Source organism: Thioclava sp. (genome assembly GCF_048263065.1).
Classification (GTDB): Bacteria; Pseudomonadota; Alphaproteobacteria; order Rhodobacterales; family Rhodobacteraceae; genus Thioclava.
Window position 1 is genome coordinate 92,161 of the sequence record NZ_JBLXEM010000009.1, and the last position, 12,935, is coordinate 105,095.

The window sequence follows — 12,935 nt, forward strand, 5'->3', positions numbered from 1 at the left end:
GCCAAGCTAGCGGCCCGACACCCTCGCGGGCAAGTTACGAAACTGTAAGGCGGCGCGCGCAAATGTGAAAGGGCCGCCCCCTCCTCGGGAACGGCCCTCGCAACAGATCACACAGAACGCGCCTTATTGGGTGTGTTCTTGCAGATACGCGATCACGTCATTGCGGTCTTCGGCTTTCTTGAGGCCCGCGAAGGACATCTTGTTGCCGGGAACGTATTCTTTGGGGTTCGTGAGATAGTCGTTGATCGTCTCAAGCGTCCACTCACCGCCATGCGATTTCATCGCATCCGAGTAGTTGAAATCGGCAACTGAGGCGACCGGACGGTTGATCACGCCATCCAGATGGGGACCAACGCCATTCTTGCCGTCAAGTTTGTGGCAGGCGGCGCATTTCTTAAAAACCTTCTCACCCTTGCCAGCATCGCCATCGCCCAGAATGACGGTTTCCACGGCTTCAGTCTCGGCCTCGGCAACTGCGTCACCCTCGGTTGCCAGCAGATCGCCGGGCGCTGCGGACATCGTAGGGCCAGCGGCTGCGACATCATGTTCGCCCCCGGAATGATCCTCGGCCTCGCCAACGTGATACAGCGCGCTCGATGCCCAAGACATCAACAGAAAGAACAGCAACGCGCCCAAAAGTGCGCCAGCCAGTTTTGTGAGGGTCATCGTTTTGAACATTTTCCGTCCCTGGATATGTCGTCTTTGTCTCTTGCATCTACCCGCTTGAGGTGTGGCAAATCAAGCGAACTTTACTTGTCGTGATCGGAATTCATGTGATTGCCCCCTATTTCCCCCGCGTGAAGTATCTTGCATCGCAGGGGGAATGCGCCTTGGCCAAGCCCTCTTTTCTTCACAGGCTAGGCGGGCTAGGCACAGCTTGGGCCAAAAATACGTTGCGGCCCTTTAGCCAAAGGGAGCGCCCAATGTCAAACACACACAGCACGCCATTGGGCGAAGCCATCCTTGGGCGCATCGCCTTTCAGGGCGAATTGGGTGCCTATTCGCACCAAGCCTGCCGCGACGCGCGCCCCGAGCTAGAGCCAGTGCCCTGTCGCAGCTTTGAGGATGTGATCGATGCGGTCAAAACCGGCGCGGCGGATCTGGCAATGCTGCCGGTGGAAAACACCACCTACGGGCGCGTGGCCGACATTCACCGTCTGCTGCCCGAAAGCGGGCTGCGCATCGTGGATGAGGCATTTGTGCGCGTTCATATCAGCCTGATGGCCCTGCCCGGCGTGCAGATAGAAGCGCTGGCAAAGGTGCGCGCGCATCCGGTTTTGATCCCGCAGGCGGCGAGTTTCCTGTCGCGCTATAATATTCGTGGCGAGGCGGCTGCCGATAGCGCAGGTGCGGCGGCGGAACTGGCGCAGGCGCAGACGCGTGAGGTCGGGGTTTTGGCCTCGGATATGGCAGCCGAGACCTATGGCTTAAACATTCTCGCCCGCCACATCGAGGATAACGCCCATAACACCACGCGATTCCTGATCATGGGCGAAACCGCCGATCTGACCCCGCGCGGCGACCTGATGATGACGACTTTCGTGTTTCGCGTGCGCAACATTCCCGCCGCGCTGTATAAGGCGATGGGCGGGTTTGCGACCAATGGTGTGAACATGACCAAGCTGGAAAGCTACATGGTGGGCGGCAATTTCACCGCGACGCAGTTTTATGCCGATGTCGAGGGGCATCCTGACGATCCCGCGCTTGCGCGTGCGCTGGAGGAACTTGATTACTTCACCGATTATCTGGAAATTCTGGGCGTCTACCCTGCCGATCCGCGCCGCAAAGATTGATGCGCAATGACTTAGAACCGCGCGGCTTTTTCGGCCTGACGCTCAATATCATGGGCGAAATGGCCGATACGTTCATCGAATCGCCGGTCCAGATTACCTTTGCCCAGCTTGGCGGATTGCACCATCAGTCGTGCGCCCAAGGTGCGCGGCTTGATTTCCAACGCGGTTAAAATGCGCGAGCGGGTCTTGGACAGCTCGGTCACAAGCATTTCGAGGCGCGCCTCAAAGCTGCTGGATTTGCCAGCGTAGGCTAACGCCTCGGGGCGCTCAAAGATCTCGAGATCGGTGATCATCTGGCGCTCTCGCCCGCGAAAGCGAAAGCCGATCTCCCATGACATCCCGGCGTCCGGAACGGCGAGCGTATCAAGGCGTTTAAGCGAAATTCCACGGCGCATCGCGATCCGTTCAAACGAGCCGAAATCTGCCAGCCGGTCGAAAATAAAATCGGCCGGGGCCGCGATATCTTTGCGGGTGGAAAACTTCATACGCTCACTCCTGACACTGCACCCCAAGGGATCGCGCGCAAACTGGCCTTAAACCAGACGATCCGCAAGCCACTGACGCATCATCCAACCCGCAATTGCGCCAACGCGTGGCGGAGAAATCATCGCGTCACGCCCTGCGACGACCTCCAGCAGCCGCTCGCGGGTGATCCAAAGCGCATCCTCAATCTCGGTGGGATCGACGGTGATCTCTTCGCTCAGCGCCGCGCCGTGACAGCCCAGCATCAGCGAAGACGGATAGGGCCAAGGCTGCGAGGTGACAAAGCGCACCGCCCCGACCTGCACGCCGGTTTCCTCAAACACCTCGCGGCGCACTGCCTTTTCCACCGTCTCACCCGGCTCCATGAATCCCGCAAGCGTGGAGTACATCCCCTCAGGCCAGCCCGGAGAGCGCCCCAGCAACAGACGGTTTCCTTTTGTTATCATCATGATGACAACCGGATCCGTGCGCGGAAAATGCGACGCGCCGCAACTGGAACAGCGCCGTTGCCATCCTGCATCCTCGATCTGGCTGGGCGCACCGCAGACCGCGCAAAACCCGTGCGTGCGGTGCCATTCAAACATCGAACGCGCGGTAGCGGCGAGTTCGCCCTCCAGCGCATCCAGCCGCGCCATCGCGCCGCGCAACTCGGCAAAGCGGTAGCTGTCAGGCAAGCTCGGGTGATGCTGCTCGCTGGCGTCGAAAAACGCAGCCCCCTCGGGCAACGAACCATCAAGGTCATGGGCCGAAACATCGCGGGCGAAAAACGCGCCCGCCGGTTCGCCCGTTAACCCGCCTAGAAAAATCTCGGGGCCAGCAAGGGCGTCAAACAGCGCGTGATCGGGGGCCAGCAAGCCCAACCCTTCGGGCGTGATCAAAGGTCGCCCGCGCCAGATCGGCAAGATGCGCGTGTCGGATTTCGCACGCATCCCGCCCAAAACCAGCGGATCGCGACGCAATTCGGCGTAGCGATCCAACGTATTTTCACCGCTAAAAGCGGGACGATCGTTTTGGTGGGCTGAGATGTGTGTGCGCGCGCGAAACATGGCCGGGCTCCTTTTAGCAACGCTCATCCCATATCGCCGCAGACTTGGCCAGTCACAGAGGTGTTGCAAGACAGCACGGTATTTTTCGAAAAATTGGTAACGGGGAATTTACTGACTGGCGATCCGTCTGACTCTACCCTAGGTTGCATCAAGGGGAATAGGTCAGCTCGGTCAACGAGCGGCTGCACACTGTCGCATTACAGCGGCGAAGGGATAGTAATGGAAGGGCTGCCATTTTATGCGCCGCAGGATGACACCTGCGCGAAGACGGTGACACTCGCGCTGCGTGTTCTTGAGACCACGGATCTGCACGGTCACGTGCGTGCCTATGACTATTTTACCGATCGCGCCAGCGATGGCGCTGGGTTGGCTGCGCTGGCTGGCGAGATCGCGCAGGCGCGCCGTCAATCCCCCAACTGCTTGCTGTTTGACAATGGCGATTTCATGCAAGGCACGCCCCTGACCCAGCTTTGGGGAGAGGCCGCGGGCGCAGATCGCCAAGCCATCAACCCGATGATCGCGGCGATGAACACGGTGGGCTATGACGCGGGCACGTTGGGCAATCACGAGTTTGATTTCGGCCTTGAGCAACTCAACCAGACCGTGCAGGCCGCACATTTTCCGATTGTCAGCGCCAATCTTGAACTCTCGGTTGCCGCGCGGCGTGCCCATCCCGCGCTGGTCGTACCGCCTTGGGTGATGTTGGAACGCGAGATGCGCGACAGCGGTGGGGCGTGCCATCGTTTGCGCATCGCCGTGATAGGTTTCTTGCCAAAGCAACCCGTCTCTTTCGTACAAAGCGAAGGGGCAGATGGCTTTGGTTTTTGCGACAGCGTCGCTTGCGCGCGTATGCTCATGGAACCTATTTTGGCCGCCAAACCCGACTTGGTGATCGCGCTGGCCCATACCGGGGTCGCGCCATTGCCCCCTGTTGCCCCCCATTGCTGCAAGCCAGAGAACACCGCCGTTGATATCGCCGCCGTCGACGGGATCGACGTAATTTTAGCCGGGCATGACCATCAGTGCTTTCCTGATCCAAAAACACCCGTCGGCGAGGGCATTGATCCGATCCGCGCCACGCTCAATGGCAAGCCCGCGCTCAATGCCGGGGCGTATGGCGATCATCTCGGCGTGCTTGATCTGACGCTTGAGAAAACAGCGGGCGGGCCGTGGCACATCGCGCGCCATCGGGCTGAATTACGCAAGCCCCGCGCGACAGAGGCCCCCGCCGTGATCGCCGCCTGCGAACATGCCCATCACAGCACTTTGGCCCATATCCGGCGCGAAATCGGCACGCTGGAGAGTCCGCTGCACAGTTATTTCGCGCTGTTGGGGGCCGATCCCTGCCTGACGTTGTTCGCGCGCGCTCAGATGCGCTATGCCACGCGTGCTTTGGCCTGGTTGCCCGAGGCTGAGTTGCCGCTATTATGCGCAGCGTCCTCGTTCAAGGCAGGCGGGCGGCGCGGGCCGGGGAACTATGTGTCCATCGCCCCCGGACCACTGCGGATCAACCATATTGACGATCTGTATCTGTTCAACAACACACTGGCCGCGATTGAAATTTCGGGGGCCGAACTGCGCAAATGGCTGGAACATTCGGCGCGTAGCTTTCATCAAATACCTTCGGACTCGCAAGACAGTTGGCTGCGCGACAAAACCTATCCGAGTTACAATTTCGACGTTATTTTCGGTGTGACATATGAATTCGATATCTCACGCCCGGCGCTTTATGATACTGAGGGCAATCTGCGCCATACAGGGCCGGGGCGGGTGCGTGATCTGCGCTATCAGGGTCAACTCGTTACGGATAAGCAAAAATTTGTGCTGCTGAGCAGCAGCTATCGGCTTGCCCAATGCGCGCGCCTTGGCGTGATCGGTCGCCCAATTCCCCTGCCCGGCCCTAGCGTGAAAATACGAGACCTGCTGATGAACGAGGCGCGCGGCTCAAAGCCGTTGCAGATCGCGGCGCAACGGGTTTGGCGCTTTGCCTCGATGGCGGGCACCAGTGTGATGTGCCGCACCGCCCCTGATGCCATCAACCACCTCGCAGCGCTTGGACAGACGGGGCTTGAGGTGAGCCCGTTAGAGTTGGACGAGGAGGGTTTTTTGCAGCTCCGCATCGCCCTTTGAACGCAGGTTATGCAAGAAAAACTAGCAATCGTACAGTTTTTCGCCCAGAATTCCATCACCCCGCCGTGATTGGCGCCTTGGCATCGGGGCCAAATCCCTATTCGCTTTCGCCCCGGCCCATTGTGCGCACGATCATATGAAACGGCCCATTTGGCCGAGATGCTGACAATGAGGATCGCGATGTTTTCCCCCAAATTCCCCATGATCGCGGCAGCGCTTGTCGGCTTTAGCGCGACGCTCGCGCAGGCTGAAACCAAGTTTCCCTTTGCTCTCGATTGGAAATTCGAAGGCCCGTCAGCCCCGTATTTCTTGGCGGTAGATGACGGGTCTTACAGCGATGCGGGTCTTGATGTGGAAATCTCCGAGGGCAAAGGCTCGCTTGATGCGATTCCAAAGGTTGCAACGGGTGCCTATCCGGTGGGCTTTGCCGATATCAACTCGCTGATGAAATTCCTCGATCAAAACCCCGGCGCGCCGGTTACGGCGGTGATGATGGTTTATGACAAGCCACCTTTTGCGATTGTCGGGCGCAAAGATCTGGGCGTGAACACTCCTAAGGATCTTGAGGGTAAAGTGCTGGGCGCGCCGCCGCCGGATGGCGCTTGGGCGCAATTTCCGATCTTTGCCGCCGAGACCGGGCTGGACATGGACAAGATCAAGGTCGATCCGGTCGGCTTCCCGGTGCGCGAGCCGATGCTGGCACAGGGTAAAGTCGATGCGATTGCGGGGTTCTCGTTTTCCTCGACGCTCAATCTGAAACGCCTTGGCGTGCCGCTGGATCAGCAGTCGATCATGCTGATGGCCGATTATGGCGTGGCACTGTATGGCAATGCGATCATCGTGAATACCGATTACGCCAAGGCCCATCCCGAGGAAATCTCGGGCTTTATCACGGCCACGGCCAAGGGTTGGAAGGCCGCAATCGCCGATCCGGGCAAGGCGGTGGATGCGCTGATCAAACGCAACCCGGCGGCGGACAAGGATATGGAAACCGAGCGCTTGCAGATGGCAATTGATGCCAACGTCCTGACCGATTTCGTCAAAGAAAATGGCATGGGCAGCATTGATCCGGCCCGCATGGACAAAGCAATTGAACAGACCAAACTGGTCTATGATTTCCAAACTGCCCCCGATGCGGCGCTTTATTTTGACAGCACCTATCTGCCCAAAGATGGCAGCCTCAAGATCGACTGATCCTCCCGGGGGCGGGCGGCTCCTCCCTCTGCTCGTCCCCACTTTTTTCCGTTTGGCAGGTTCATGGATACGCTCATCGACATTCGCGGCGTCACGCACGCCTACAAGACCAAGAACGGGCCGCTTCCGGTGCTGGAGGGGCTTGATCTTTCGGTGCCCGAGGGGGAGTTCTGCGCGGTGGTCGGCCCTTCGGGGTGCGGAAAATCCACGCTGACGCGTCTTGTGGCGGGGCTGATGAAGCCCGATCAGGGCGAGGTCTTTCTGCATGGCGAAAAGATCACCGGGCCGCGCAAGACGGTGGGCATGGCGTTTCAAAACCCGGTACTGCTGGAATGGCGCAGCATTTTGGAAAACGTGATGCTGCCGCTGGAAATTGTCGCGCCGCGGATGGCGCGCGCTGATAAAGTTGCGCGTGCCGAGCATCTGCTTGAGATGGTCGGGCTGAATGGGTTTGAGAACAAGCGCCCCTCGGAACTGTCAGGCGGGATGCGCCAACGCGCCAGCCTGTGCCGGTCCATCGTGCATAAACCCGAAGTGCTTATTATGGACGAACCCTTTGGCGCGCTTGACAATTTTACCCGCGAAGATCTGTGGCAGACGATGCGCGACTTACGCGCCGCCGAACCTTTCACCGCCGTTCTGATCACGCATGACCTGCGCGAAAGCGTGTTTCTGGGCGATCAGGTGGTCGTGCTGTCAGGGCGTCCGGCGCGCACGCAATATGTCCTTGATGTCGATCTGCCGGGGGATCGCACAATCGACATTCTTTATCAGCCCAAAGCGGTCGATATGCTGCATGTGCTGCGCGATCAGATCCGCATCGCGCAGGGTCGCGAAGAAGGGGTGCATTGATGGATTGGAAGAAAATCGCCACGCCGCTTTTGTCGATCATCGCGTTTCTGGCGCTTTGGGAGTTCATCGTCTGGGCGAATAACTGGCCCAATTACGTGATGGCCTCGCCCTCGGACCTGCCCGCCGCCTACGAGAAATACTGGAAACTGTTCCTGATCGACAGTTGGCAGACCTTGTGGCGCACGGTGGCGGGTCTGGCGCTGGCGGTGGTGTTTGGCACGCTGCTGGGCATGGTGATGGGGTTTTCCAAGACCGCGCGCGATGCACTTTATCCGCTTTTGGTGGGCTTCAACGCGATCCCCAAGGCGACTTTGGTGCCGGTTCTCGCGCTGCTGTTTATCGGCCAGCATGATTTCAACACCGTGCTGATGGCATTTCTGATTTCGTTCTTCCCCATCGCCGTTTCGGTCGGGATTGGCCTATCCACGCTTGAGCCGGAATATCGCGATATTCTGGGCGCGCTTGGGGCCTCAAAGCTGACGATCTTTCGCAAGATCGCGCTACCCAAGACCCTTCCCGAGTTCTTCGGCGCGCTGAAAGTGTCAGTGACGCTGGCGTTTATCGGCACCAACTTGGTTGAGATCATCTCACCTCACGGCAAGGGCTTGGGGTCGCTGTTTCAATCGGGCGCAACCAATGGCGACTACCCGCTGATGTTTGCCGTGCTCATCGCGCTCGCCTTTCTTGGGATCGTTTTGTATTACGCGGTGGTAGCGCTGGAAAAGGTCTTCGCCGGCTGGGCCGAGCGCACTGCAAGTTAAGGAACGCAGCGCAGGGACGGAAAATCTCTGCGCCCCCCCCCTTCCCCGCTTGGGGAAATTCCGAAAATTAGCCCGGTCAGTGAATTTCCTCTTGCGGCGGCGCGCGCGATCCCCTAAATCCGCCACCACTGAACCGGTATGCGGGCGTAGCTCAGGGGTAGAGCATAACCTTGCCAAGGTTAGGGTCGGGCGTTCGAATCGCCTCGCCCGCTCCAGTTCAGACATACCCAAGGATGCGGGCGTAGCTCAGGGGTAGAGCATAACCTTGCCAAGGTTAGGGTCGGGCGTTCGAATCGCCTCGCCCGCTCCAAAACAAAAGACCTCCCTTCGGGGAGGTCTTTGTCATTTCCGCCCTTGCCAACCGATCACCCGGCAGCCGCCGAGGGCGGCGCCACGCAAGTTTTTGGCCCCGAAGATCGGCTACAATGATCGCTGAGCAGACATTTGGCGCAAATATCGGGTGTATCGGGGCTGGGTGCGCAATCGATGGGGCCGTTGTCGAGGAAATGGGTCACGATCACCATCAGATCGTCGACCGCGACCGGGCGGCGCAGCACGCAGCGCAACGAGGAAAGCATCGAGAAAATCTCCCCCTTGCGAGAACAGCGCGCTATCAGATACCAGCACCGTCACCAAACCAGGGCTGCGAAGCTGCCCCGCCAGCACCACTGAAATCGCGCGTTCTGCATCCCCTCGCGCGGCATTCGGGAACAGATTGGCAATCAGAAAATCGGGCGTGTTCACCCCCATTTCCGCCGTCGCGCGCGGCAGTTTGTCGGTTTGCGACACCTCATGCCCGAAGAATTGCAGGCGCTGCGTCGCGACCGCCATTTTCAACGAACTTTCCTCGAGAATAACGACCTTCATCGACGGCTCCGCTGGCAAATGATTGGCAGGAAAAACTGGTTCCGTTTAAAATCGCTTTAAGAAAGCGGCGCGAAACGCATCTTAAAGGACAAACGCTTAACAACCTCTTTGCACCGGCCTATAAGGCAGGCAGCAACAAGGAGCCGTCCGATGCGTAAGGCCACGATCAGCCGCACCACCGCCGAAACCGATATTTCTGTCGAGATCAATCTTGATGGTCGGGGAACCTATGATAACCAGACTGGCGTAGGTTTTTTCGACCACATGCTTGATCAACTGTCGCGCCATTCGCTGATCGACATGACCATCCGCGCTAAGGGCGATCTGCATATCGACGATCACCACACGGTTGAGGATGTAGGCATCGCGCTGGGTCAGGCGTTGACCGAGGCGCTTGGCGACAAGCGTGGTATTCGCCGCTACGGCCACTTCGCGCTAGCAATGGATGATGCGCAGATCAGTACCGCGCTGGACCTGTCTGCGCGTCCGTTTCTCGTGTGGAATTGCGACATGCCCACGGCCAAGATCGGCACGTTTGATACCGAACTGGTGCGCGAGTTCTTTCAGGCGCTCTCCACGCATGGCGGGATCACCCTGCATGTCGACCGGGTGCACGGGCTGAACTCACACCACATCGCAGAGGCTGCATTCAAATCGGTTGCGCGCGCGCTGCGTATGGCTGTTGAGGCCGACCCGCGTATGGCAGACAGCCTGCCCTCGACCAAAGGGGCGCTCTGATGCTGACGGCGCTGGTTGATTACGACAGCGGCAACCTGCATTCGGCGGAAAAGGCATTTCACCGCATGGCCGAAGAAATCGGCCACGGCACAATCGTCGTGACATCCGAGCCCGACGTCGTGGCGCGCGCCGATCGCATCGTATTGCCCGGCGATGGGGCGTTTCCGTCCTGCCGCGCCGCCCTGCACCGATTCAGCGGCTTGGCCGAGGCGATCGACGAGGCGGTAAGCGTCAAGGCGCGCCCTTTCCTTGGCATTTGCATCGGTATGCAGATGCTGGCCACGCGCGGGTTGGAATTCGAGGAAACCGAGGGCTTTGGCTGGATCCCCGGCGAGGTGGTCAAAATCACCCCCGCTGACCCGGCGATGAAAGTGCCGCATATGGGGTGGAACGATCTGGTGATCGACAATCCTCATCCGGTGCTGGCAGGGATCGAGACGGGCGATCACGCCTATTTTGTGCATAGCTATCACTTCAAGGTCGCCGAGCGCAGCGATCTGCTCGCCCATGTCGATTATGGCGGTCCGATCACCGCAATCGTCGGACGCGGCAATGTCGTGGGCACACAGTTCCACCCCGAGAAATCGCAAGCCACGGGGCTGCGTCTGATCGCGAACTTCCTTAGCTGGAAACCGTGAGCCCGCCGCGCGCCGTTCTGTCGTGGTCCTCGGGCAAGGATTGCGCGATGGCGCTGCATGTTTGTCGCACCGAAGGTCTGGCCGATATCGTCGCGCTGCTCTGCACCACGAACGAGGCGTTTGACCGCGTCGCCATGCACGGCACGCGCAAAGGTATTTTGCGCGCTCAGGCTGCGGCGGTTGGCCTACCGCTGATCGAAGTGCCCCTGCCTTGGCCCTGCTCGAATGACGATTACGAGACCCGCATGGCATCAGCGATGGATCAGGTCCGCGCGCTGGGTGTCGAGACAATGGTGTTTGGCGATCTGTTCTTGCAAGATGTGCGCGACTACCGGGTCGCGAAGCTGGCCCCACTGTGCATGTCGGCACTGTTCCCGCTTTGGGGGCGCGCGACAGATGTGCTTGCGCGCGAAATCATCGCGCTGGGGTTTGAGGCCCATCTCGTCACAGTGGACCCGACCAAGCTTGAACCAGATTTCGCGGGCCGCAAATTCGATGCGCAGCTGCTGGCCGACCTGCCCGAAGGCATTGATCCCTGCGGCGAGAATGGCGAGTTTCACACTGCCGTCTCGGCCGGGCCGATCTTTGATGCGCCGCTCAACGTAGAAGTCGGCGAAACCGTGCTGCGTGACGGTTTCGCCTACGCCGATCTTAGCTTGCGCTGATCACTTCACGCGCTGCCAATCCTGGGATTTGCAAAACAGGCCGCCCGCGACACAGCCAGCCAGCGCCATCGCGTTGCCCTGCACCGTGATCTTGCCGAGATAGATCTTGTTGTTGGACGGGCGCCAGACTTTGCCCTCGTATTTGCCGCCGCCTTTGGGGGCCATGTCGATGACAATCTGCTTGCCCTCATTGCCAGTCTTGACCTCTTGCCCCTTGGCGTCAAAGCTTTTGGTGATGTTGCCACAAAACGCAGCCCCACAGGGTTTGATCGTGACATAGGCGAATTTGCCCGCATCGGGCTGGGTCTTCCACATGCCCTCAATCGGGTCGGCCAGAACCGCCCCCGCGCTTAGCGCCATTGCGGCCGCAGCCAGCATCACTGTCTTCATGGTAAATTTCCTCCCTTTTACCGATCTCGACCGCATCTGGCCACGCCCCCCGATTCCGGGCAAGCCTGACGTGACGTCCGCGTCAATCTGTGCAAGGTCTTTGCGCGCCTCTTGCCCCGTGGCCCCGCGCCGTGGCATGAGGCGCAAAACGATGGAGAGCGATGATGATCCTGTATCCCGCAATCGACCTCAAGGACGGGCACTGCGTGCGCCTGCTGCATGGCGACATGGATAAGGCGACGGTGTTTGGCGACGATCCCGCCGCGCAAGCCGCGCAGTTCGAAGCGGCAGGGTGTGAATGGGTGCATCTGGTCGATTTGAACGGCGCTTTCGCCGGGGAACCGGTCAACGCCGCCGCGGTCGAGGCGATCCTTGCGCGCATCAAGGTGCCCACGCAACTGGGCGGCGGCATCCGCGACATGGCCACGATTGAACGCTGGCTAGAGCGCGGCCTTGCCCGCGTCATCCTTGGCACCGTCGCGGTCGAAAACCCCGATCTGGTGCGCGAGGCGGCACGCGTCTTTCCGGGCCAGGTCGCCGTCGGCATTGATGCGCGGGGCGGCAAAGTCGCCACCAAGGGTTGGGCCGAAGAAACCGATGTCATGGTCACAGATCTCGCGCGCAGCTTTGAAGACGCGGGCGTGGCGGCGATCATCTATACCGACATCATGCGCGATGGCGCGATGAGCGGGCCAAACATCGCCGCAACCGAGGCCCTTGCGCGGGCGGTTTCCATCCCCGTCATCGCCAGCGGCGGAGTGTCGTCGCTGCCCGACCTGATCGCGCTGCGCGATACCGGCGTCATCGCAGGCGCGATCTCGGGGCGCGCGCTTTATGACGGGGCGATTGATCTGCAAACGGCTTTGAGCGCGCTGAAATCCTAAGCCAATTGGCGGCCCGGGTGCGCTCTGATCGTCGGTTGACGACGCCCGATGTTACTGTCACCTGCCGCAGCCCGGTCTGCGGTCGCATGCTGACGCTGGATCTGCTTATTCGCGAGGATAAACGTGTGCAGATCGGCTGGAAAGTACGCGCCTGCACGCTTGGGATGGCCTCTCTGGGAATCGTCGCGCTTGCGGGAATTGGCCAGACGGAAAGCCAGATCGCAGAAGTGGGGCATCAGCTTTCGGACTTGCTTCAGGGCAAAGCAATCGCATTTCCAGACCCCTAGGGCGAACTGGATCTTTTCTGTGCCGCGCGCACATTCCCGACGCGGTTTGGCTCTATCGCACTCCCGCTTCAAGCGATCGTCCAAGCCTTTACCGAATTGAAATGAAATCGTCATGCGAGATGTGACCCTATGAATCGTCCCGGTTTCACCGGAGACCTTTAGCTTCATTTCACGCGACCATATCGAGCACGTCGCGCTGTGCATAGA

General features: G+C 59.8%; 15 protein-coding genes and 2 tRNA genes. 12 read left to right on the forward strand and 5 right to left on the reverse strand.

The annotated features are described in order from the left end of the window. Positions 1–123: 123 nt before the first annotated feature. Positions 124–678: a c-type cytochrome gene (locus ACN0SD_RS13380; RefSeq protein WP_417808731.1), complete on the reverse strand. Its 555-nt coding sequence runs from the start codon at positions 676–678 to the stop codon at positions 124–126. Positions 679–923: 245 nt separating this feature from the next. Here ACN0SD_RS13380 and ACN0SD_RS13385 point away from each other — a divergent pair, with 245 nt between their 5' ends. Next, positions 924–1,793 (forward strand): prephenate dehydratase, encoded by an 870-nt coding sequence (locus ACN0SD_RS13385; protein ID WP_417808732.1) that lies wholly within the window; start codon positions 924–926, stop codon positions 1,791–1,793. An 11-nt stretch (positions 1,794–1,804) separates the two neighbouring features. On the opposite strand, the gene ACN0SD_RS13390 is transcribed toward ACN0SD_RS13385, so the two are convergent. After that, the gene (locus ACN0SD_RS13390) at positions 1,805–2,278 is read right to left on the reverse strand and encodes an SRPBCC family protein (RefSeq protein WP_417808733.1); all 474 of its coding nucleotides are present in this window, start codon (positions 2,276–2,278) and stop codon (positions 1,805–1,807) included. Between the two features lie 48 nt (positions 2,279–2,326). Continuing rightward, positions 2,327–3,322 (reverse strand): NAD(+) diphosphatase, encoded by a 996-nt coding sequence (nudC, locus tag ACN0SD_RS13395; protein ID WP_417808734.1) that lies wholly within the window; start codon positions 3,320–3,322, stop codon positions 2,327–2,329. A gap of 219 nt (positions 3,323–3,541) precedes the next feature. On the opposite strand from nudC, the gene ACN0SD_RS13400 reads away from it, so the two are divergent. The 6 genes from ACN0SD_RS13400 (at position 3,542) to ACN0SD_RS13425 (ending at position 8,569) form a co-directional block, all read left to right on the forward strand. Then, positions 3,542–5,452 carry a 5'-nucleotidase C-terminal domain-containing protein gene (locus ACN0SD_RS13400; protein WP_417808735.1) on the forward strand — a complete coding sequence of 637 codons (1,911 nt, stop codon included), beginning with the start codon at positions 3,542–3,544 and terminating at the stop codon, positions 5,450–5,452. Positions 5,453–5,632: 180 nt separating this feature from the next. Then, positions 5,633–6,646 (forward strand): ABC transporter substrate-binding protein, encoded by a 1,014-nt coding sequence (locus ACN0SD_RS13405; RefSeq protein WP_417808736.1) that lies wholly within the window; start codon positions 5,633–5,635, stop codon positions 6,644–6,646. A gap of 63 nt (positions 6,647–6,709) precedes the next feature. Next, positions 6,710–7,498, forward strand: a complete 789-nt coding sequence (locus tag ACN0SD_RS13410; RefSeq protein WP_417808737.1) for an ABC transporter ATP-binding protein — start codon at positions 6,710–6,712, stop codon at positions 7,496–7,498. Continuing rightward, positions 7,498–8,259 carry an ABC transporter permease gene (locus ACN0SD_RS13415; protein WP_417808738.1) on the forward strand — a complete coding sequence of 254 codons (762 nt, stop codon included), beginning with the start codon at positions 7,498–7,500 and terminating at the stop codon, positions 8,257–8,259. The genes ACN0SD_RS13410 and ACN0SD_RS13415 overlap by 1 nt, the downstream gene beginning before the upstream one ends. Positions 8,260–8,399: 140 nt before the next feature. After that, positions 8,400–8,474: transfer RNA gene (locus ACN0SD_RS13420), tRNA-Gly, on the forward strand. Between the two features lie 20 nt (positions 8,475–8,494). After that, positions 8,495–8,569, forward strand: a tRNA-Gly gene (locus ACN0SD_RS13425). A gap of 110 nt (positions 8,570–8,679) precedes the next feature. Here ACN0SD_RS13425 and ACN0SD_RS13430 read toward each other — a convergent pair. Further along, entirely contained in the window at positions 8,680–9,126 is a 447-nt protein-coding gene (locus ACN0SD_RS13430) for a hypothetical protein (RefSeq protein WP_417808739.1), read from the reverse strand. 150 nt (positions 9,127–9,276) lie between these two features. Between ACN0SD_RS13430 and hisB the strand changes: the two genes are divergently transcribed. Genes hisB through ACN0SD_RS13445 form a run of 3 tightly spaced genes read left to right on the forward strand, consistent with a single transcriptional unit; the run spans position 9,277 to position 11,167 of the window. Continuing rightward, positions 9,277–9,864: an imidazoleglycerol-phosphate dehydratase HisB gene (hisB, locus tag ACN0SD_RS13435; protein WP_417808740.1), complete on the forward strand. Its 588-nt coding sequence runs from the start codon at positions 9,277–9,279 to the stop codon at positions 9,862–9,864. Beyond that, entirely contained in the window at positions 9,864–10,502 is a 639-nt protein-coding gene (hisH, locus tag ACN0SD_RS13440; protein ID WP_417808741.1) for an imidazole glycerol phosphate synthase subunit HisH, read from the forward strand. The genes hisB and hisH overlap by 1 nt, the downstream gene beginning before the upstream one ends. Beyond that, positions 10,499–11,167, forward strand: coding sequence for an ATP-binding protein (locus ACN0SD_RS13445; protein ID WP_417808742.1), 669 nt, complete (start codon positions 10,499–10,501; stop codon positions 11,165–11,167). The genes hisH and ACN0SD_RS13445 overlap by 4 nt, the downstream gene beginning before the upstream one ends. Here ACN0SD_RS13445 and ACN0SD_RS13450 read toward each other — a convergent pair whose 3' ends face one another. Beyond that, complete coding sequence (locus ACN0SD_RS13450) at positions 11,168–11,557, reverse strand: DUF2147 domain-containing protein (protein ID WP_417808743.1); 390 nt, start codon at positions 11,555–11,557, stop codon at positions 11,168–11,170. A 164-nt stretch (positions 11,558–11,721) separates the two neighbouring features. On the opposite strand from ACN0SD_RS13450, the gene hisA reads away from it, so the two are divergent. Together hisA and ACN0SD_RS13460 are read left to right on the forward strand one after the other, a co-directional pair. After that, positions 11,722–12,441, forward strand: a complete 720-nt coding sequence (gene hisA, locus ACN0SD_RS13455) for a 1-(5-phosphoribosyl)-5-[(5-phosphoribosylamino)methylideneamino]imidazole-4-carboxamide isomerase (RefSeq protein WP_417808744.1) — start codon at positions 11,722–11,724, stop codon at positions 12,439–12,441. A gap of 17 nt (positions 12,442–12,458) precedes the next feature. Beyond that, positions 12,459–12,728, forward strand: a complete 270-nt coding sequence (locus ACN0SD_RS13460) for a hypothetical protein (protein ID WP_417808745.1) — start codon at positions 12,459–12,461, stop codon at positions 12,726–12,728. Positions 12,729–12,935 lie beyond the last annotated feature (207 nt).

Coding starts and splice junctions, on each gene's coding strand:
- ACN0SD_RS13380 (WP_417808731.1), bottom strand. CDS start 678: ATGTTCAAAACGATGACCCTCACAAAACTGGCTGGCGCACTTTTGGGC.
- ACN0SD_RS13385 (WP_417808732.1), top strand. CDS start 924: ATGTCAAACACACACAGCACGCCATTGGGCGAAGCCATCCTTGGGCGC.
- ACN0SD_RS13390 (WP_417808733.1), bottom strand. CDS start 2,278: ATGAAGTTTTCCACCCGCAAAGATATCGCGGCCCCGGCCGATTTTATT.
- nudC (WP_417808734.1), bottom strand. CDS start 3,322: ATGTTTCGCGCGCGCACACACATCTCAGCCCACCAAAACGATCGTCCC.
- ACN0SD_RS13400 (WP_417808735.1), top strand. CDS start 3,542: ATGGAAGGGCTGCCATTTTATGCGCCGCAGGATGACACCTGCGCGAAG.
- ACN0SD_RS13405 (WP_417808736.1), top strand. CDS start 5,633: ATGTTTTCCCCCAAATTCCCCATGATCGCGGCAGCGCTTGTCGGCTTT.
- ACN0SD_RS13410 (WP_417808737.1), top strand. CDS start 6,710: ATGGATACGCTCATCGACATTCGCGGCGTCACGCACGCCTACAAGACC.
- ACN0SD_RS13415 (WP_417808738.1), top strand. CDS start 7,498: ATGGATTGGAAGAAAATCGCCACGCCGCTTTTGTCGATCATCGCGTTT.
- ACN0SD_RS13430 (WP_417808739.1), bottom strand. CDS start 9,126: ATGAAGGTCGTTATTCTCGAGGAAAGTTCGTTGAAAATGGCGGTCGCG.
- hisB (WP_417808740.1), top strand. CDS start 9,277: ATGCGTAAGGCCACGATCAGCCGCACCACCGCCGAAACCGATATTTCT.
- hisH (WP_417808741.1), top strand. CDS start 9,864: ATGCTGACGGCGCTGGTTGATTACGACAGCGGCAACCTGCATTCGGCG.
- ACN0SD_RS13450 (WP_417808743.1), bottom strand. CDS start 11,557: ATGAAGACAGTGATGCTGGCTGCGGCCGCAATGGCGCTAAGCGCGGGG.
- hisA (WP_417808744.1), top strand. CDS start 11,722: ATGATCCTGTATCCCGCAATCGACCTCAAGGACGGGCACTGCGTGCGC.